The sequence below is a fragment of the Arthrobacter sp. efr-133-TYG-104 genome, from assembly GCF_030208915.1.
Taxonomy (GTDB): domain Bacteria; phylum Actinomycetota; class Actinomycetes; order Actinomycetales; family Micrococcaceae; genus Arthrobacter.
The window spans coordinates 160,368-180,492 of the sequence record NZ_JARVTA010000023.1; the positions used below are offsets into that span (position 1 = coordinate 160,368).

At 62.2% G+C, this 20,125-nt stretch carries 17 protein-coding genes; 11 read left to right on the forward strand and 6 right to left on the reverse strand.

Annotated elements, in window-relative coordinates:
• Positions 1 to 245: 245 nt before the first annotated feature.
• Entirely contained in the window at positions 246 to 1,631 is a 1,386-nt protein-coding gene (dnaB, locus tag QRN04_RS15915; protein WP_284976993.1) for a replicative DNA helicase, read from the forward strand.
• Here the strand turns inward: dnaB and QRN04_RS15920 are convergent.
• Together QRN04_RS15920 and QRN04_RS15925 are read right to left on the reverse strand one after the other, a co-directional pair.
• Complete coding sequence (locus QRN04_RS15920) at positions 1,628 to 3,394, reverse strand: amidase (protein ID WP_284976994.1); 1,767 nt, start codon at positions 3,392 to 3,394, stop codon at positions 1,628 to 1,630. The genes dnaB and QRN04_RS15920 overlap by 4 nt on opposite strands.
• A gap of 5 nt (positions 3,395 to 3,399) precedes the next feature.
• Complete coding sequence (locus tag QRN04_RS15925) at positions 3,400 to 4,443, reverse strand: agmatine deiminase family protein (RefSeq protein WP_284976995.1); 1,044 nt, start codon at positions 4,441 to 4,443, stop codon at positions 3,400 to 3,402.
• 102 nt (positions 4,444 to 4,545) lie between these two features.
• Here QRN04_RS15925 and QRN04_RS15930 point away from each other — a divergent pair, with 102 nt between their 5' ends.
• Complete coding sequence (locus QRN04_RS15930) at positions 4,546 to 5,172, forward strand: TetR/AcrR family transcriptional regulator (protein WP_284976996.1); 627 nt, start codon at positions 4,546 to 4,548, stop codon at positions 5,170 to 5,172.
• 53 nt (positions 5,173 to 5,225) lie between these two features.
• Positions 5,226 to 5,681 (forward strand): Lrp/AsnC family transcriptional regulator, encoded by a 456-nt coding sequence (locus tag QRN04_RS15935; protein ID WP_284976997.1) that lies wholly within the window; start codon positions 5,226 to 5,228, stop codon positions 5,679 to 5,681.
• A 21-nt stretch (positions 5,682 to 5,702) separates the two neighbouring features.
• Here the strand turns inward: QRN04_RS15935 and QRN04_RS15940 are convergent, their stop codons facing one another.
• From QRN04_RS15940 to QRN04_RS15950, 3 genes are all read right to left on the reverse strand, one after another.
• Complete coding sequence (locus tag QRN04_RS15940) at positions 5,703 to 7,145, reverse strand: aldehyde dehydrogenase family protein (protein ID WP_284976998.1); 1,443 nt, start codon at positions 7,143 to 7,145, stop codon at positions 5,703 to 5,705.
• Positions 7,138 to 8,184: a homoserine dehydrogenase gene (locus QRN04_RS15945; protein ID WP_284976999.1), complete on the reverse strand. Its 1,047-nt coding sequence runs from the start codon at positions 8,182 to 8,184 to the stop codon at positions 7,138 to 7,140. Before QRN04_RS15945 ends, QRN04_RS15940 begins: the two co-directional genes overlap by 8 nt.
• Before the next feature lie 200 nt (positions 8,185 to 8,384).
• Entirely contained in the window at positions 8,385 to 9,359 is a 975-nt protein-coding gene (locus QRN04_RS15950) for an acyl-CoA thioesterase (RefSeq protein ID WP_284977000.1), read from the reverse strand.
• A gap of 67 nt (positions 9,360 to 9,426) precedes the next feature.
• On the opposite strand from QRN04_RS15950, the gene QRN04_RS15955 reads away from it, so the two are divergent.
• The 6 genes from QRN04_RS15955 to QRN04_RS15980 all read left to right on the forward strand — a co-directional run bounded on the left by QRN04_RS15955 (position 9,427) and on the right by QRN04_RS15980 (position 17,993).
• Positions 9,427 to 10,764 (forward strand): MATE family efflux transporter, encoded by a 1,338-nt coding sequence (locus QRN04_RS15955; RefSeq protein ID WP_284977001.1) that lies wholly within the window; start codon positions 9,427 to 9,429, stop codon positions 10,762 to 10,764.
• Between the two features lie 9 nt (positions 10,765 to 10,773).
• Positions 10,774 to 11,358, forward strand: coding sequence for a DUF308 domain-containing protein (locus QRN04_RS15960; protein WP_284977002.1), 585 nt, complete (start codon positions 10,774 to 10,776; stop codon positions 11,356 to 11,358).
• Positions 11,359 to 11,426: 68 nt separating this feature from the next.
• Positions 11,427 to 11,777 carry a hypothetical protein gene (locus QRN04_RS15965; protein ID WP_284977003.1) on the forward strand — a complete coding sequence of 117 codons (351 nt, stop codon included), beginning with the start codon at positions 11,427 to 11,429 and terminating at the stop codon, positions 11,775 to 11,777.
• Positions 11,778 to 12,005: 228 nt separating this feature from the next.
• A complete protein-coding gene (locus QRN04_RS15970) occupies positions 12,006 to 15,461 on the forward strand; it encodes a DUF7927 domain-containing protein (protein ID WP_284977004.1) in 3,456 nt (1,151 codons plus the stop codon).
• A complete protein-coding gene (locus QRN04_RS15975; RefSeq protein ID WP_284977005.1) occupies positions 15,458 to 16,927 on the forward strand; it encodes a SpaH/EbpB family LPXTG-anchored major pilin in 1,470 nt (489 codons plus the stop codon). The genes QRN04_RS15970 and QRN04_RS15975 overlap by 4 nt, the downstream gene beginning before the upstream one ends.
• 100 nt (positions 16,928 to 17,027) lie before the next feature.
• Entirely contained in the window at positions 17,028 to 17,993 is a 966-nt protein-coding gene (locus QRN04_RS15980; RefSeq protein WP_284977006.1) for a class C sortase, read from the forward strand.
• 36 nt (positions 17,994 to 18,029) lie between these two features.
• Here QRN04_RS15980 and QRN04_RS15985 read toward each other — a convergent pair whose 3' ends face one another.
• Positions 18,030 to 18,578, reverse strand: a complete 549-nt coding sequence (locus tag QRN04_RS15985; RefSeq protein ID WP_284977007.1) for a CGNR zinc finger domain-containing protein — start codon at positions 18,576 to 18,578, stop codon at positions 18,030 to 18,032.
• 71 nt (positions 18,579 to 18,649) lie between these two features.
• Between QRN04_RS15985 and QRN04_RS15990 the strand changes: the two genes are divergently transcribed.
• Positions 18,650 to 19,696, forward strand: coding sequence for an EamA family transporter (locus QRN04_RS15990; protein ID WP_284977008.1), 1,047 nt, complete (start codon positions 18,650 to 18,652; stop codon positions 19,694 to 19,696).
• Between the two features lie 149 nt (positions 19,697 to 19,845).
• Positions 19,846 to 20,118, forward strand: coding sequence for a DUF2277 domain-containing protein (locus QRN04_RS15995; protein WP_284977009.1), 273 nt, complete (start codon positions 19,846 to 19,848; stop codon positions 20,116 to 20,118).
• The last annotated feature ends 7 nt before the right edge of the window (positions 20,119 to 20,125 follow it).

Sequence of the window (20,125 nt, forward strand, 5' to 3'; positions counted from 1 at the left end):
CGTGGTGCCCATGCGCGACTAGCGTGGCTGGGGTACCTGACCTAGGTACCAATGTGATTGGTTTGATTGCTATCCGCTTCGTAGCCAGCCCTCAAGTGAAGCCGCCCCGGCGGACTTGTGGACAAACTTGTGGATACTTTCCTCATGCTGCATGACCTCTTCGCGGGCGACTGAAGTTTCAATGTCTGTGCCTCGATGTAGAACCGGATCAGCTAATAAATGCGGTACACACATGGAGGACGGCTTTGTCAGTAACCCACTTGGACTCAATCGAGGGCACGAGGTCATCCGAATCGAGCCGAAAGCCTCCCCAAGACATTCCCGCGGAGCAGTCGGTATTGGGCGGCATGATGCTTTCCAAGGACGCGATTGCTGACGTCGTGGAGATCGTTCGCGGCCACGACTTCTACCGGCCGGCCCACGAGACGATCTATGAGTCCATCATTGATCTGTACGGGCGGGGTGAACCGGCTGACGCCGTCACGGTCTCCGACGAGCTGACCAAGCGCGGGGAGATCAACCGGATCGGCGGACCGGCCTATCTTCACGAACTGATTCAAACCGTCCCCACCGCGGCCAATGCAGGCTACTACGCCGAGATCGTCGCTGAACGTGCGGTACTCCGGCGGCTCGTCAACGCCGGCACCAAAATTGTCCAGATGGGGTACGGCCAGGATGGCGAGGTAGAAGACCTCGTCAACCAAGCACAGGCCGAGGTGTACGCGGTTGCGGAGAAGCGCACCGCCGAGGACTACGTGGCGTTGAAGGACGTCATGGAAGCCACGGTGGATGAGATCGAGGCATCGGGTCACCGCGGCGAGGGCATGACCGGTGTGCCAACAGGCTTCTACGAGCTCGATGACCTCACGCATGGCCTCCACCCGGGGCAGATGATCGTCATCGCCGCGCGTCCCGCCGTCGGTAAGTCAACCTTCGCGTTGGACTTTGCCCGCTCCGCAGCTATAAAGAACAATCTGGCAACCGTGATGTTCTCCCTGGAAATGGGGCGGAACGAGATCGCCATGCGCCTGCTCTCGGCTGAGGCGACGATCGGCCTGCAGGACCTTCGCAAGGGCACCATCAAGGACGAGCAATGGTCCAAGATCGCCACCACCATGGGGCGAATGAACGATGCCCCGTTGTTCATCGATGACAGCCCCAACATGTCGCTCATGGAAATCCGTGCCAAGTGCCGTCGCCTCAAACAGCAGCACGACCTCAAACTGGTGATCCTCGACTACCTCCAGCTGATGAGCTCCGGCAAGAAAGTGGAGTCACGCCAGCAGGAAGTCTCCGAGTTTTCCCGGGCACTCAAGCTGCTCGCCAAGGAACTCCAAGTTCCCGTCATTGCACTGTCGCAGCTGAACCGTGGATCCGAGCAGCGCCAGGACAAGCGCCCCATGGTGTCCGACCTCCGTGAATCAGGCTCCATCGAGCAGGACGCGGACATGGTGATCCTGCTTCACCGCGAGGACGTCTACGACAAAGAATCGCCGCGCGCCGGTGAGGCCGACATCCTCATTGCCAAGCACCGTAACGGCCCCACCAAGGACATCGTTGTTGCGTTCCAAGGTCACTACTCGCGCTTTGCCAACATGGCCGGGGACACTGCTGGTGGCGGCGGCTTCTAGGAGACCCCAGCCGTTGTGATGGGGAGGGCCGCATGGCCCCCCGCCGCCCTCAGGCGAGGCGTCCGCGGTGGTTCGGTCCGCCGTCGTTCCAGTGCTTCGAAGGCCGAAGCCAGGCTGAGCAGGAGCGTGTCGTCATAGGCCCTTCCGGCAAATGTCAGACCCACGGGCATGGCCGTATCGGCCATGGTGCCCATGGGAACCGTGACGGTTGGGATGCCCAGATGGCGCGGCACGAGGTTGCCGTTTGCCACCCAAACTCCGTTGCGCCAGCCCAGGTCTGCCGAGTCGGGGTTAAGGTCCATATCGGACGGCCCGACGTCGGCCACCGCGGGAAATAGTACGGCGTCCAGGGCGTTGAGATCCATCCAGTCCTCAAGGTCCGTTGTCCTCGTCTGTTCGAGGCCGCGAAGGCCTTGTTCAAGGGATGGAATGTCAGCCCAGGAAGTCACCGCTCCGGTGCGGATGAGCTCGGGATAGGCCGCGATGTCGTCGTCGAAACCTGTATACCGGTCAGGAAGGGCACCTTCGGGGTGGGGGAAAATGGATGCGCCGTCCACGTCCCTCAGGGAACAAAGTTCAGGGTCTCCGTTGGCGCTCAGGAAGTCTTCCCACGCCCAGGCACTGAGCTCCATGACTTCCTGCTGGAGGTACGACGGCGGAACGAGGCCATGCGTCCACACCGTGGGGGACCCGGGGCGGTCGCCTTCATAGTTGGAGACCACCGGAAAGTCGACCAGTACAACTTCTGCCCCGGCTGCCTCGAGTGCCTTCCGGGCGTCGTCCCACAGTTTGAGCACCGACGGCCGGGTGTGGATGCGCTGGCCGGTTGGCCCGCCGATCCCGGGGTGCTCGCCAGTTCCGGCATCAGGGTCTGCGTTGATGTACATCTTGGGGACGCCGAACCTCTTGCCCCTCAAGGATTCCGCTGCCGCTCCCGCGTCACTTGGCGCCAAGGGCGCGTAGGAGGCGGGCCGGACGTCCGACACCCTGGGAAGGGGAATCCACGGCTGCATCCGCCACAGGTCGCCGCGGCTGTCGGTGTCCTCCGCAACAATGACGTCGAGAACCTGGAGCATGTCCGCCATGGTCCTGGTGTGGGGCACCACCACATCCAAGCTGGGCACCAACGGCCAGTTGCCCCGCACGGAAATGACTCCCCTCGAAGGGGTATACGCACATAGCGCGTTGTTCGACGCCGGCGCCCGGCCGCTGGACCACGTCTCTTCGCCCAAGCCAAAAGCGGCAAAGCTGGCCGCAGTGGCCGTGCCGGAGCCGTTGGATGAGCCGGAGCCAAAGGCTGATGTAAGAAACTCGCTGTTGTATGGGCTTTCCGCCCTGCCATAGACCCCGCGCTGCATCCCACCGTTGGCCATGGGGGGCATATTCGTCAGGCCGATCAGGACTGCCCCGCCTGCGCGCAACCGCTCGATGGTGAACGCGTCTTTCTGCGCGACGAGTTCCTTGAAAGCCGGTGAGCCGGCTGCGGCGGTGAGCCCTTTCACGAGGAAGCTGTCCTTGGCCGTGTACGGGACCCCGTCCAAAGGGCCGAGCAGCAGCCCCCGGGCCCGGCGTTCATCCGAGGCCCGCGCATCCGCCAGGACATCCGGGTTGAAAACAACAACCGAGTTCAAACGGATACCAGAGTGGTCATATTCGGCGATGCGGTCCAAGTACAGCTTGACCAGGTCCTCGCTGCTGATGTCTCCGGCATCCAAGGCTGCCCGTATTTCGCTAATCGATGCTTCGACGACATCAAAAGGCATGATCGTCATTTCCCTTCGGGCTGGGTGGAAGGCTGTTGCTGGGTGATGCAGTGGATGCCGCCGCCCCGGGCGAGGATCGGGCGGGCGTCGATGGTGACCACTTTGCGGCCGGGATAGGCATCGGCGAGGATCTCGGCGGCGATGGCGTCCGCCTTCTCTTCACCGTAGCCACAGGCAATGACTCCTCCGTTGACAACGAGGTGGTTGACGTAGCTCCAGTCCACCCATCCCTCGTCGTCGCGCACGGCTTGGGGAGCGGGAAGGTCGATGATGTCGAACTTTTCTCCGGTGGCGTCTGTCTGGGTCTCAAGGAAGGACCTGAGGCTGCGGGACACCTCGAAATCCGGGTGCTCCGGGTTGGATTGCACGTGCAGCAGGACTTTTCCGGGTGCAGGCATGGTGGCAACCATGTCCACGTGTCCGCGCGTCCCAAAATCCTCATAATCCCTGGTCAGCCCGCGCGGTAGCCAAACAGTCTTTTGTGCCCCGATGGTCCTGGCGAATTCGGATTCGACGGCGGCTTTGTCGGCGAAGGGGTTCCGGGCCGGATCCAGCTGAACAGTCTCGGTGGCGAGAACCGTGCCACGTCCATCAACGTGGATCGCCCCGCCTTCATTGACAAGGAGGGAGCTAACCAGTTCAGCACCTGCTTCCTCAGCTATGAAACGTCCAAGCTGTGCACTCTTTTGCCACTCAGCCCATGCGGGGGCGCCCCAGCCGTTGAATATCCAGTCGACAGCTCCGAGCACGCCCGGCCGGGACTCGTCGATCACGAAAGTCGGACCCACATCCCGCATCCAAAACTCGTCCAACGGTGCCTCACGTTGCTCGATGTCCCGTCCCAACCTGTTCGCTGCGCGCTCACGCTCGCTGGGATCCACCACCATTGTTACCGGCTCGAACTCAGCGATCGCCAAGGCGACCGTAGACCATGCGTCGTACGCCTCATTGGCCGAGGCCTCATCAGTGCCGAGGGTTTGTCCAGCGCGGGGGAATGCCATCCAGGTTCGGTCATGGCGTGCGGTTTCGGAGGGCATTGACCACGTCATCGTTGGTCCTTCTTTCAAGTACTTGGGTGTTTCAGCAGGGAACCGATGTGCGTTGTTGATCATATGATCAATTAGCAAAATTCTATTTTACACTTGGAAGTGATGTCAAACACTCCGAGAAAACCGAGCAGCCGCAAGGCACCCCACGAGCGTGCGCAGGAGATCACCGACGCAGCCCGGGCCATCGCCTTGGAAGAGGGGTTGGGTGCCATCACCTTGAGGGGAGTAGCGGCTCGGATCGGAGTGGCGTCCGGACTTATCGCCCACTACGAGCCAAGCGTGGAGGCACTGGTTGCCCGCATCTTCGGCTCGATCGTCTCAGAGGAGATCGCAGAGGTCCGTTCGACCCTCGAAGTGATCGCCGGTCCCGGCGCGCGCTTGGGCTATCTGGTGGAAACCATGCTTGAAGCGAAGCGTTTGGACGTGACGGCAGTGTGGGTGGACGCATGGACCCTCGGGCGTCGCAGTGAGCTGTTAGCGGCCACCGTGCGGAGCCAAATGGATGCTTGGCAGGACGTCATCCGGGTGGTTCTCGATGAGGGCCAAGCAGCAGGAGAATTTTCCATGCCGGACGCCCAAGCGGTGGCTTGGCAGATATTGGGAATGGTAGACGGGCTCAACGCCCAAGCCTTGGTGCGCTGGGAGGGGGTCCCTGACCGTGGAACGCATCTGGCGCGGGCAGTGGAGGTAATGGTGGGGGCCGCGGACGGACTTTTGGCCGTGGACTAGGTGCTTTAGGCTTTGCTGGTCCAGTTGTCTGCATCATCCCTTCAGGAGCGCCCGTGCCCAAGAGTCCGCGTGACGAGTTGGACGGCCAGATCCTGTCCGAACTTCGGCGCAATGCCCGCATCAACCTGGCGCAGTTGGGGGAGAAGGTACTGCTCTCACGGAACGCGGTACGGCAACGCATCGAGCGCCTCGAACGTGATGGTTACATCAACGGGTACACCATCAAGGAATCAGCCGGCGAAGGCAGGCCTACCGTTAATGCGGTTCTGCTGGTTCAGCGTCACGACAGGATGCGGGGCAGCGACGTGATCGCCGGTTTGCGCTCCATCCCGGAGATCACCACCTGCGATGTGGTCAGCGGCGAGCTGGATTTGGTGGTTCGGGTGGAGGCTCCCGACGCCGGGCGGATCCAAGAGATCTGGCGGCAAGTTTCCGAGTTTCCCGGCGTCAGGGACATCACTACGGCACTGTCACTGTCGACCGTTATCGACAGGCAGCTGCCTCTCTGAGGCGGCCCACAGGGCCGCCCTCTATGAGGCGATCGCTACTACCTTAGGCTGCGTCATTTCCTCATACGCAAACCGGACTCCCTCCCTCCCCATGCTGCCGTACTTTGAACCCCCAAACGGCATCGCGTCGAGGCGGTAATCGGACGAGTCATTAATCATCACGCCCCCGGCGTCAATGGCTTTGGCCGTGTCGAGTGCCCGACGAAGGTCCGCCGTGAAGATCCCGGCCTGAAGGGCATACTCACTGTCGTTAGCGAGCTCAATCGCTTCCTCTGTTGAATCGAAGGGTTCCACCAGGACCACCGGTGCAAAGAGCTCCTCGCTCCAGGCCTCACACGCCCGCGGTACCCCAGTGAGCACAGCAGGCGTCAAAACAGCGCCTTCCACTGAACCGCCCGTGAGCAAACGCGCGCCGGCGCAGACGGCGTCGTCGATCTTGCGCTTCGCCTCCGCTGCGGCGGCGGCGCTGATCATCGGGCCGACGTCGGTCGCTTCACTTCGCGGGTCACCCGCCTTCAGGCCCGCCGTCCGGGCCACGAAGGATTCGAGGAAGGAATCGAAAACTGCCCGTTGCACCAGGATCCGCTGGGCACCGATGCAGTTCTGGCCCGCTGCCCAGAATGCGCCGGACACGCTGGCTTGAACGGCAGCCGGGATGTCGGCGTCGTCGAAAACGATCACCGGTGCGTTTCCGCCCAGCTCCATGGACAACCGCTTAATACCCGCATTGGCGGCGATCGCCCGGCCAGTGGCGAAGCCGCCCGTGAACGACACCATGCGGACCAGCTTGGAGGAGATGATGGCTTGCGCCACCCGCCGGTCGCCGAGGACCACTACGATGCAGTCCGCCGGAAGTCCTGATTCGACCAGGAGGTCAACGAGGAACAGGGCCGTCAGGGGGGTAAGTTGCGAGGGTTTGAGGATGACCGTGTTGCCGCCGGCAATCGCCGGTCCGATCTTGTGTGCCACGAGGTTCAGCGCATCGTTGTACGGGGTGATGGCGGCAATGAGCCCCAAGGGCTCCCGGGTGAACCAGCCTTGCCGGTTTTCGGAACCGGCGAATGAGTCGAACGGAACAACTTCGCCTACATTCCGGCGTGTTTCTGCGGCCGAGAGCTTGAGGGTGTTGACGGCTCGGGAGACCTCTTTCCGGGCTTGGGTGAAGGTCTTGCCCGCCTCCGCCACTATCAGCTCGGCAGCTGTTTCGGCCCGTTCTTCCAGCAGCCCGGCGGCGGCATCGAGGATCCGCCCACGCTCATGCCGGGGCATGGACGCGGCGATCGGCCCGGCGGCAAATGCCCGTCGTAGCTCCCGTTCAACCCCCGACGGCGTGCATTGCGGCAGCGTGGCCAAGACGGCCCCATCGAACTTGTTGAACACCACCAGGTCAGGTTGGGACGGGGCGCTGGCGAGGGTCGGTGCTGCTGCCTGCGCGGAAGCGGGTGTGAAGGCCGGCTTAAGCATTGACGCCTGCCTTGATGAACTCGTCGACGGCGATGATGTCCGAGATCAGCGCATAAGCCGTCTCCACCCGCCCGGCGCCAGGGCCTGAAACGGTGACAGGGCCGAGCAAGTCAGTAGTGAAGGACAGGGCGTTGGTGGCACCGGAGATGCCTGCGAGCGGGTGCTCGGGGGACAGCTTCATGGGCCTGACAGATGCCAGGACCTGCCCGTCATCCGCGCGCCGGGCCTCGCCGACGAGTTTCCACCGGAGGCCCTCGGCCCGGGCTCGGGCCACGTCGTCGCTGGTGATGTCTTGGATTCCGGTGGTATCGACGTCGCCCGGCCGGATGTTGCCACCCAGCAGCTCGTTGGCCAGGATCGCCACCTTCAACCGAACGTCTGATCCGCCAATATCGGCGGTGGGATCTGCCTCCGCATAACCAAGGCCTTGGGCTTCGGCAATCGCTTGATCCAGCCCCAAGCCCGCTTCCATGCGGCCCAGCACATAATTGCTGGTTCCGTTCAGGATGCCTTGGACTGAGGTGAGCTCGAGCCCACCGAGCATCTTGTGCGCCATTCGGATGACCGGTGTCCCGCTCATCACCGCACCCTCGTACTCGAAGCGGACACCGTTGGCGGCGGCCAGGCTTCGCAATTCCTGTCCGCACAAGGCCACGGGTCCCTTGTTGGTGGTCACCACATGCTTGCCGGATTCCAAGGCCCACTTGGCATGGGAGATGGCCGGTTCCCCGGTCAGGGGGTTGGTGAACGTAGCTTCCACAACGATGTCCGCCGGGCAGTTCTTGATGAGTTCCTCGTTCCGGGGGACAACACTGCCACCGGGGAGTTTCTCGAAGCTGGATCCGCGGGGCATCGCGAGGACCGCGGCCAAGTCAATACCCTCACTCTGCACGAGTGACCCGAAGGCCAGATCAGTGATCGCGACGACGCGGAGCTCAAATCCGAGGGAGGCAAAGCGCTCGGGTTCGTCCCGGATGAGCTCCGCCAAAGCACGGTTGACGCCGCCGAAACCGATCAGGGCGAGGTTGTAAGTGGTCACGTTGTCTCCTTGGCTGGACTGTGTTGCTGCTGGACTGTGTTGCTGTCCTTCAAGCCTCGGTCCCTGGAGTGTCAGTCCACTAGGAGCAAACCGCTCGCGAGTACTGACGAAACGTCCAAAATCAGCCGGTTAGGCGGCCCATCTGTCGGGCCCCGTGCGCCTGCCCCCGTGCCGGCCACGTGCCCCGTGCTCCGCACGCACTAGCTGCCGGATGCCTGCAGCAGGTGGTCCGGGAGGCGGTTTCCCGGAGCCCGGCCGCGAATCTCCAAGAGCTCCCGAGCATGGGCGTGGAGCTTCCTGTCTTCCGCGGAGACAGGAACCCACGGTGGAATCGGGACGGCCGTTCCGGTGTCATCCCGCGCCACCATCACCGTAAGGCAGTACGTGGTCAGGTTCATCTCGCCGGTCTTCGGATCACCGGACCGGACATGAACGGCGATGTGCATGCCCTTGGCGCCGGTGTAAACCAGCCGCGCCTCAACTTCAACCAGATGCCCGATCAGCAACGGCCGGTAGAAGCGGACGCCGCCGGAGAACACGGCCACTGTGTCCTTGCCCGAGTAGCGCGAAGCGCAAACGTAGGCTGCCTCGTCGATCCACTTCATCACGATGCCGCCGTGGACCTTCCCGCCCCAGTTCACATCCGTGGGGGACGCCAGGAACCGCAAGACGACGCGTTCGGCCGTACCGGCGTCGGTATATTCCTGTGCGTTCATGGCCTTGACGATCTGCTCGCGGACGTCGATACGGGCGAGGGCGTGGTCGCGTTGTTCGACCTCGCGGGGCGTGGAGGGTTCGAAATGGGGTACGGGCACCGGCTTCCCTTCGGGCCCGACCGCCACAAAAATCACCATGCATTGACTGTGCATGGTCGCCGGTCCGCCCTTCGGATCATGGGAACTGACCACGGTGTGGATGTGCATGGAGGACTTGCCGGTGTAGACGATGGTGGAGGTGACCTCCACCATGTCACCGCTGTTTACGGGATCGGCGAAGTGAATGTTGCCCACATACGCCGTGACGCAGTACGTCTTCGCCCAGCCCACCGCTGCCGCATACGCTGCCTTATCCACCCACTCAAGGACCGTGCCGGCGTCGACCGATCCGCTATGGCCCACGTCCGTGGGTGCTGCCAAAAAGCGGAGGGTCACGGAATTGGAAGCAGCGTCGCTCATGCTGGAAGTTTACTGGGGCTTGGTTTTATGACGTCAGTGTGTCCGGGACCCCGACTACGCTTGTCGGGTGTCCCGAACCACCATCAGCACCCGTTCCAACGCCCACGAGATCCTGAGACTGGCGGTTCCCGCCTTCGGCGCGCTCATCGCAGAACCGCTGTTCCTGCTTGCGGACTCAGCCATCGTCGGCCACCTCGGCGTCGACCAACTCGCCGGCGTGGGGTTGGCCTCCACCCTCCTCTACACCGCGGTCGGACTCATGGTCTTTTTGGCGTACTCGACGACGCCGGCAGTGGCCCGCGCGATCGGCGACGGAAAGCTGGGGAAGGCCTTGGCATCAGGGCGCGACGGCGTATGGCTGGCGTTGTTGCTTGGTGTGGCGCTCGCGGCTGTCGGTTTTGTTGCTGCCCGGCCGCTCGTTGGGCTCATGGGTGCGGGCGGCGACGTGGGAGGATTCGCCGTCGAATACCTCCGCTGGTCCATGCCGGGCCTCGTGGCCATGTTGTTGATCTTCGCCGGAACCGGCGTGCTCCGAGGCCTTCAGGACACCCGGACGCCGCTGGTGGTTGCTACCGCAGGGTTCGCCGTGAATATCGCACTGAACTGGTTCCTTGTTTATGGGTTGGACTTATCAGTTGCCGGTTCGGCCATCGGCACCAGCATCGCTCAATGGGCCATGGCTGCCGTGTATCTGGTCATGGTGGGACGGAACGCGCGGCGACACGGTGTGTCACTGGGGCCGGATTGGCACGGCATCAGGACCATGACCAAGGTGGGTTCCTGGTTGATGCTGAGGACACTGAGCCTTCGACTCGCCATTCTGGGAACGGTTCTGGTGGTGACCGCCCAAGGTCCCGTGAATTTGGCCGCCCACCAGCTGGCCATGACCATCTTTTCGTTCCTGGCATTCGCATTGGACGCACTCGCCATTGCGGCCCAAGCGCTGATCGGCAAAGAGCTGGGCGCTGGAAACCCTCTCCGGGTTCGTGAGCTGACGCGGACCATGGTGCGTTGGGGGCTCGGCTTTGGGCTGGTCACTGGTGTGCTCCTGGCACTGGTTGCTCCGTGGGCGGGTTACCTTTTCACCCCTGATACGGGTGTCCGATCGGTCCTGACTGTCGCCCTTTGGGTCCTCGCGGCCGGGCAGCCCTTGGCGGGCTACGTCTTCGTGCTGGACGGTGTGCTCATCGGAGCCGGCGACGCGCGCTACTTGGCAGTTGCCGGCGTCGTGAACCTGTTGGTGTACTTGCCGCTATTGGCGGCCGTTCACCTGACCAAGCCCGACGGCGCGGCGGGGCTCCTCTGGTTATGGGCCGCGTTTGCGGTGGGCTACATGCTGGCGCGCGGCGTGACGTTGGGGCTGCGGGCACGCACCGACCGGTGGATGGTGCTGGGTTCACACTAAACTGGTGGGGTGACTCTTCCCTCGACCCCTGCCCAGGCTTCGTCAGCTTTCGTGACGGCGCCCTGGAAACCTGTTCTGTTGCGCGCCGTGATTGCGCTCGTTTTCGGAGCGGTCACCATCTTCTGGACTGCGCCGTCGGTGCATGTCCTTGCATGGGCTGTCGGGCTGTACTTGCTGGCCACCGCAGCGGCAGTGTGGAGGACCCGAGCGCTGCCGATGGCAGTATCCGTGGTGGTAGCCATTGGGGGTCTAGGCGCCGTGGTCATGCAGTCCGACGCCGGGACCGCGCTCTCAGCCATGCTGGCGTTGCTGGTGCTTGGCCTCCTGGAGCTGGTCCATGGCCTGAGGAAGCGCGATTCGTTGGCCCGGGATTGGCTCATCTCCGGTGTCATCGGTGTGGGCACCGCGTTGATCCTGCCGTTCTTTGTCTCCCTGGGTGCCCATGCATTGCTGGGCACAGCCGGTGGGGGAGCGATTCTCACAGGCGTGCTGTGGGTCCTGTCAGCGCTGACGTTGAGGCACGATCTCCGGACGGGCCGGCCCGTGGGCATGCCGCCCGCTGCGCCCAGCGGTTCGCCTGAGGCCGTAAACTAGTAGTTGGACGTTCTACTCCTTGTAGAACTTTTGCAGACCGGCGGGAATGAACCGCCATCATTGGAGGAATGAAAGTGGCAGACCAGACACCAAGAGAGCCGCGCTCGATGCGGACCTCGGTCAAGGGACCGCTCATGTTCTCCGCGTTCTTTGCGGTAATAGCCTTCGTGGCTGTTCTTATCTTCGCTTCGGGCGGCAGCGCGCGGGCTCTTCGGTTCGACCTCGCCTTCACCGGCGCCGGGATCGCGTTTATCGTGAGCCTCGTCGTCGCAGCAATGTTGTCCATGAGCTACAAGGAAAACGCCGAGCACCTGGGTAAGGGCTCGGGCGTCAACCTCAGTTCCAAACGGCCAGGTCACGTTTCGCCGACCGGGCCGGATACGGCCGATTCGCCGGACAGGCCCGACGCCGGCAACTGACTCCCAGCGCTTTCCCGCTTCGGCGGGGGAGCGCTTTTTTGTTGGCAGCCCAAACGACATTCAAAAAAATTAGAGTTTTCCGCCACGATCTTCGACACGATACGGGACGCGTCACTACTTACACCTCAGAAAGCTCCGGGCAGGCGCCTGGTCGTTACTAGCTAGTGAGGTGTCGGTGACATTGAATAAATTCACCACAGCAAGGCATGGGATGCGGGGCGGCTCCCGATGACTACCCGTCTCTTCCAGGGCAAAGCCATGACGGGATCCCGTGCAGCCAAGTTGCTGGCGGCCCTGCTTGCTGCCACGATCTTTGCCCTTGGCCTGGGCGGCGCTCTGCCGTCCCCAGCCATTGCGACCACCCCTGGCACGCCGGGAGTCACTCAGCCGGGCACCCCCGTCTACACCGAAGACTTCTCCAACCAGAATGCCACCTCGTCGGCGATCAACATCCTGAATTACACCGGCGGCAGTGCCGCGGGCAACATGACATACACGGCGGACACCCCCTACACTCCTGCCGGAAATCAATGTGATGGTTGGATACTCAACTCTTCCTCTCCGCAGCCCACATCCGACGCTGGATGCGCAAACAACGCGCCCCAAGGTTGGCAGACGATTCAAAGCATGGCCGTGCAACTCGGACTGGCCCAAGGCCAAACTGCGGCCCAGGCCGCCAGCAACCAAGCGTTGTCGGAGTACACCAACAACACATCCGGTGCCATCGCGGCAGGCACTGAATTCAAAACGGCCAGCGCCAGCGCAATTTCTGCCATCCCAGGGCACTACTACGCGGTCTCGGCCTATTTCGCAGAAATCAACTGCTTCGCAGCCCACGCGAAAGAGACGTTCAGCCTGATTATCAATGGCACCCCTCAGGTGCTCAGTACGGGCCTGGATCCTTGCGGCTCAAGCACCATCGCGGCAACTCAAGTGACCAAGCTGCAGTCGGCGGCGTACCAAATTCCCACCGGCACCACCGCCACACTTGGCCTGTCCCTTTACAACGCGACCACGAGCGGCAGCGGTAACGATGTTGCCTTCGACCTTCCCCAGATTGTGGATGTGACTCCGCAAGTGGACAAGTCCTTCTCCCCGACGCTGATCGCGCCGGGGCAAACGTCGACAGTCACGCTCACGGTAACCAACACGAGCGACTTGATGGCAAAGACCGACTGGACGCTCACTGACACGCTGCCTGCCGGTGTGGTGATAGCTCCGACGCCCGCGCTGGGCGGAACATGTGCCCAGGTGACCGGTGCTGCCTTCATCAAAACAGGGGCGGCAGGAGCGAATGTCTTCTCCGTCACGGGCGGCGATCTGGCCCTGGGACAGTCATCCTGCACCCTTACCTTCAATGTCACGGCCGCCGCTGAGGGAACCTATATCAACGGTCCCGGAAACATCGTGACCAACCTCAACCCGCCGGCAAACGCAACACTTGTGGTCCGCGCTCCCCGTATCGTTCTCAATAAGGTGCTCGGAGCCCCACGCGAGTCGGCGACAGACCAGTTCACAACGCAGATCCGGACCGGTGGCGCGACCGGAACAGTGGTCAACAGCACCACGAACTCAACCACGAGCGGCAGTGGATCGACGGTGACAGCCGGCACGGGTACCACCGGAACCTATGTCGCGAACCCAGGAACCGTTTACACCCTGACTGAAGCGGCTGCCGGGTCAGCCAATCTCGCGAACTATTCCACCACCATCACGTGCACGGACTCTTTCGGCCTGCAGCCGGGGTTGCCCGCGGGCGCTGCCTTTGGTGGGTCTTTGAATATCACGCCGGTAGCGGGGGCAAATATCACGTGCACCCTGTCCAACAGCGCCCAACCCATCATCAATGTCGTCAAGCAGTCCGGAGCCGTGACCGGCCCGGACACCAACGGCAATTACCTGGCCAAGTACACCGTGACGGTCACCAATACCGGCTCGGTTGCCGGTGCCTACGGTGCGCTCTCAGACACTCCTGCGTTTGCCGCGAATCTGGCCGCAACCGCTGCCTCTTGGACTACGTCGGGGACAGGCGCTCCGGCCGGTGCCACGTCCTCGAGCGGAGGCCCTTACGCGCTCGCGCCAGCAGGGAGCACCATCGGAGCGGGTATCACGCAGACCTTCAACCTTGCGGTGACTTTCCATTACACAAACGCCGCGCCCGCGACGACATGTTCTGGCTCGGGAACAGGTCTCTTCAACTCGGTTGCCCTTCCTGCGGGCCAGGAACAGGGTCCAACAACTGACAACTCCGCGTGTGACACCCCGCCTGTTTCCAACCTGACCGCTTCAAAGAGCGTCAATCCTTCCTCCGGAACCATGGTTCAAGCCGGTCAGGTACTTACCTACACGCTGACTTTTGATAACAGCACCGGTGCCGCCCCCGCCGTCGTCGGATACACCGACTGGCTGGGAAGCGTCCTGGATGATGCCACTTTCGTTGGTACGTCGATCACCAGCACGACGACGAACGGTACTCCCCTCGTGGTGGTCGACAACTCGGGAGCGACGCAAAAGACCCTGGCAGTCACAGGCGCTGTTGCCGCCGGCGCTAAGAGCGCGGTGACCTATCAAGTCAAGGTCAACAGCGCGGGCACTTTGGGCAATGCTTCGATCGACAATTACCTGACGCCCTCAACCATCGTTACGCCCCCGACGTCGTGCCCCACTGGAAGCGCAACCTGCACGGTCAATCCCGTGGGTGTGTGGACGTTGGGCAAGACAGCTTCTCCGGCTTCGGGAACGTACGTCAACCCGGGCGATTCCAGCACGAACAGGGTCATCACTTACACAGTGACGGCTACCAACTCCACCGTCAACGCCGTAAGCGGAGTCGTGCTCACCGATGACCTGAGCCAGGTTCTGAACAACGCGACGTTCACCGCCGGATCGGCGAAGTTAACCATCAACGGCGGCACTTCCGTCGCTGTTCCTGATCCCGGGAACGACAACAAGCTCGTCACGTCCTCCTTCACTCTTCCAGGTAATGGCGAGGCGGTCCTGACCTATTCAGTGACGGTCAACTCCAATGCTTGGCTCGTCACCCTGAAGAACGGAGCAACAGGAAACGGCGTCATACCGCCGACGCGTTGCGCCACAGGCAGCCCACTGCCACTGGACCCGGCATGTTCCACCACGAACCCCACCACGGGCCATTTGTTCCTGCAGAAATCCGGACCGGGAACCACTCAAGGTTCCACCGTCCCGCTGAGCGGCTCGACCTTTGAGATCCACAACGATGCCTCAGGACAAATGGGCACTTCACTGATCGGAACGAACGCCGCCGTCTCCGGTTCGCCCGGAATGATTGAGGTCAAGAATTTGCTTCCAGGGACCTACTGGCTCCTTGAGACCAAGGCTCCGAACGGCTACTCGCTCCTGTCCACGCCGGTGAAGTTCACAGTGGCGGCCAACGGCAGCATCTCTGTGGATCCGGCCACAGCCGGTACCTCCGTGACAGCGACCGGACAGACCATCACCATCCTCGATATGGCTGCCGTCAAGCTGCCCACGGCCGGCGGCCCGGGCAGTGGCGCCCTTCTCGGAGTCACCCTCACCGGGGTTCTCCTCCTCATGATTTCGCTCGTACTCATCATCGTTAGGCGAGCGGACAACACCCCAAACACCCAGACCGCTAAGCGCAACTCCGTGCATCTCGCTGGGGACAACAAGAAAGGAAAACGATGAAATCATCGAAGGTGAGGCGCAGGATAATAGCGTCCCTGGCCGCAATTGCCTCCGCAGGGATGCTTGCTCTTGGGGCGGGGGGTGCGCAGGCAGCTACCAACATCGCGAACATCGATTCATCCAAGACCGGCTCGCTGACCATCCACAAGTACCAAACGCCTGCGACGCCGACCAACCTACCCAACAATGGAACCGCGCTGACACCAGCTCAGCTCCAGGGCCTGACGCCCATGGCCGGGGTGACATTCACGATTCAGAAGGTCAACAACATTGACCTGACCACCAACGCCGGATGGACGGCAGCAGCTGCCCTGACACCGGCCCAGGCTGCCGCCCAGGCTGCAGCGGGTGCCACGACCACGACTGATGCCACGGGTACGGCCGCCTTGGCGAACCTTCCGCTGGGTCTCTACCTGGTCACGGAAACCGGCTACCCGGCCGGCGTCACTCCGTCGGCTCCGTTCCTGGTCACGCTGCCCATGACGGACCCGTTGAATGAGAACAACTGGATGTACAACGTCAACGTCTACCCCAAGAACGCAGTAACGGGTGCGACGAAGACAGTCACAGATGCCACCGCCCTCAAGCTCGGCGACAACGTCCAGTGGACCATCACCAGCGACATCCCGAACGTCAATCCGATCGATGGCTACCGGGTAGCCGACCAGCTTGACCCCAAGCTGACCTACACCAACTCGACGGTAGCGCTGTCCAACGGCACCGCTCTGACGTTGAACACGGACTACACCATCGCCTTCAACGCGGCAACGAACACCCTCACGGTTGATTTCACTGCCAGCGGCCGGGCCATCTTGGCAAACAACCCCACCGCCAAGGTCCTGGTGACGGTGAACACCACGGTCAACAAAGTCGGCGAGATCGCGAACACGGCTCTGGTCTACCCGAACGCAGCCAGCTTCAACATCACCCCAGGACAGCCCGGCGGTCCTGTCGTGACTCCGCCTGTTGTTACCAAGTGGGGAGACATTGTCCTTCACAAGCAGGACTCCACGACCTCCGCGAGCCTGGCTGGCGCCACCTTCTCGGTGTACCCGACCCAGGCTGATGCCCAGGCGGGCACCAATGCGATCACCGTCGCTGGTGTTAACTCCTGGACCACGGATGCCTCCGGTAACTTGGTGATTTCCGGACTGCGTTACTCCAACTGGGCCAACGGTGCTGCAGTCAACCCGGGTCAGCCCGGCTACCAGGCCTACTGGTTGGTTGAGACCAAGGCGCCGGCGGGCTACGAACTTCTGGCCCAGCCGGTGCAGACCACGGTCACCAGCGCTGACCCATCGGTGGTGACGGTGACCGTCAACAACGTCCTGCACAACGCTGGATTCCAGCTGCCGTTCACCGGTGGCATGGGAACCGGAGTGCTGACTGCAGGAGGGATCCTCGTGCTGGCCGGTGCCGGACTCTTCATGATCACTGGCCGCCGGAAGCGCAACGAGGCAAAGTAATCAACTTTCGTTGACCTGCATCCCTTGAGGCAGGGTATGGGGCATCCACCACCGTGGATGCCCCATACCGCTCCCCTCCAGCAAAACAAGAGGCCCCCCAATGACTCAAATCCTCGAAGACTTCTTGGAAGGTCCCGAACCCGCCCCACGACGTAAACCACGACGACGCAAAGTCCACGGGAACGCTGCTCCGCCCACAGACGCCAAAGCCCGTGTCGCCGACCGACGGTTTATCGCCATGATGGTCATCGCCGCTATAGGCCTCGGCTTGGTCCTTTACCCCCAGGCGGCAGACTGGTTCAGCTCGTTGTCCCACAACAGCCAGCTTTCCGGCTACGCGCAGGACGTTCAACAGCTTGGCCCCTCAGCCCGAACACTGGCGTTAGACCGCGCGCGCCAATACAATTCCCGTATTCCCGCGGGACAGCTGCGGGACCCCTACTCCTCACAGACTCCAGCTCCGGCCCTCGATGGACAAATGAAGGATTACCAGAGCCAATTGAATGTGGCCAACGACGACGTCATCGGCAGGCTCCGCTATCCCTCGCTTAATATCGATCTGCCGATCTACCACGGAACCAGCGATGACGTTCTGGCCAAGGGAATAGGCCACCTGTATGGCTCCTCCCTTCCAGTGGGAGGTCCAGGCACGCACGCTGTCCTGACATCGCACTCAGGAATTCCCAACGCCGAGCTCTTCACCCCCCTCCACAGTGCCAAAACGGGGGACATCTTCTCCAGCGAGGTCATGGACCACGACTTCTACTACCAGGTGACCAAGATTGAAGTCGTCGAACCAGACGACATCTCGTCTCTCAAAATCACGGCTGGTGAGGATTCCATCACCCTGATCACCTGTACCCCGATTGGCGTGAATTCGCATAGGCTCCTTATCCACGCGACGCGCATCGCTGACATCCCCAAAGATGCACCGGAAAAGAAGACCTTGGCCGGACGCCAAACCAATGTAGGATTCCCGTTCTGGACCGTCTACTTCCTCGGAGGCCTTCTTGCCTTCTATTTTGCTGCTGTCATCATGAACCGCAGACGCAGAGGAACTACTTAGCATCAGGACGACTTGGGTTGTCCAGACTGCGACTGCTTACTCGCCGCCAGCGGCCTTCCGAGCCCGGTACGCTGCCACATGGGCCCGGTTGGCGCAGTTGCCGGTGTCGCAGTAGAGCTTTGAGCGGTTCCGGCTGAGGTCCAGCACCACCGCGTCGCAATCATCTGCGGCACATACGCGCATTCGGGCCATCTCACCACTGCGGATGACGTCAATGATGGCCATCGCGGCTTCGGTGCCCATTCTGTCCGCCAACGGAGCTTCGGGCGTGGTCGCGTGGAGGTGCCAGTCCCAGTGGTCGTGTTTGACCAGCTGGGGAAGTGCGCGGGCATCTGCCAGGAGCTTGTTGACGGATTTCGCGGCAGTGTCCGGGTCACCGCTCCATAGCGCCGCGAGTTCACTGCGCAGGCGCCGGACCGATCGCAGTTCCGCAGTGGACTTGATTCGGGAACCTGTGAACTGTTCGGCGTCCAGGAATGCCTCTAAGTCCTCGACTGTGGTCAGCGAATCCCCACCATTGGCAGCGGTGTTAATGAGGTGAACGATGCTGCGGAGGGCTACCTCGGTGTCAGGCGCAAAAAGCACTTTGACTCCTTACGAGTTCCAAGGGTACTGTCATGACCATAAGCCAACTTTACTCCTGACAGGAGGCTGCTGTGTCAGCTACGACGACGAAGGCTGGTGCACGGGGTTTCCTGGCATCGGGCCTGGGAATCGCTTTGTTCTCTTCCGCGGTTTTCGGAACATCCGGGTCATTTGCAAAGTCAATGCTGGAAACCGGATGGTCACCGGGCGCCGCCGTTGCCGTGCGCCTGACTGGCGCTGCGCTCATCCTGGCCATTCCCGCCGTCGTGGTCCTTCGCGGACGTTGGCACCAAGTCAAGGACAACTGGCTCACCATCCTGCTGTTCGGACTGATCGGCGTCGCCGGGTGCCAGCTCTTTTACTTCAATGCAGTCTCCCGGCTGTCAGTAGGCGTAGCACTGCTGCTGGAATACCTTGCTCCGGTCATGATCGTGCTGTGGCTCTGGATTGCGAGCCGACGCCGTCCCCGGGTGTTGACGGCGGCTGGGGCGCTGTTCTCACTCGGAGGCCTGGTTCTGGTCTTGGACCTTGCCGGGTCCGAGAAGGTCGACTTCGTCGGCGTTCTGTGGGGCATGGCAGCCGCAGTGTGCCTGGTGATCTATTTCTTCATTACCGCTAAGGAAAACGACACTCTTCCGCCACTTGTCCTCGCCTCAGCCGGCTTGATGGTGGGCGCCGTCGTCATTTGGCTGTTCGGCTTGGTGGGACTCCTGCCCATGACCTTCAGCGTCACAAACACCACGCTCGGACCATGGACGACGCCGTGGTGGGTTTCCGTGGGAGGGCTTGTCGTCCTGGCGACTGTGCTCGCCTATGTTTCCGGAATCATGGCAGCCCGCAGCCTGGGCTCGAAGGTCGCATCTTTTGTCTCGCTGACCGAGGTGCTGTTCGCCGTTATCTGGGCATGGCTGCTGCTCGGCGAGTTGCCGGGGCCGATCCAACTGCTCGGCGGCCTGTTCATCCTTGGCGGAGTGGTCTTGGTTCGCCTGGATGAATTGCGCGGCGACAGGCGGCCTGCCCGTGATGCCGCCGACGCGCTCGCCGCACGCGCGCTGAGCCATGCAAACGACGTCGAACCCGTTCCGTCGGGCAACGGCCCGCGCCGCGGCACCGAGTAGAGGCGAGGCCCCGAGTAGCCACGGCACCGACAGCTTTGGGTGCCGTCCCGCCACTCGGGATCCAAACCTGTTCCAACCCGCCATGGGAAGCCTCCTTTAACGCCTGGCCGGTCCTCCCATACGGCGCTGCCCATAGTTAGCATTGGACTATGTGCCGGAATATTCGAACCCTCCACAATTTTGAACCTCGAGCGACGTCGACAGAGGTGGAGGCTGCTGCACTGCAATATGTGCGAAAAATCAGCGGGACCACCAAGCCCTCGAAAGACAACGAGGAGGCATTTGCGGAGGCCGTGCACGAGATCGCGCATATCACCCAGCATCTGCTGGACTCGTTGGTGACCCATGCGCCTGCAAAGAACCGCGAAGAAGAAGCAGCAAAGGCCAGGGCAAGGGCAGCCATCCGATTCGGGACGGCCTAAGGCTCCT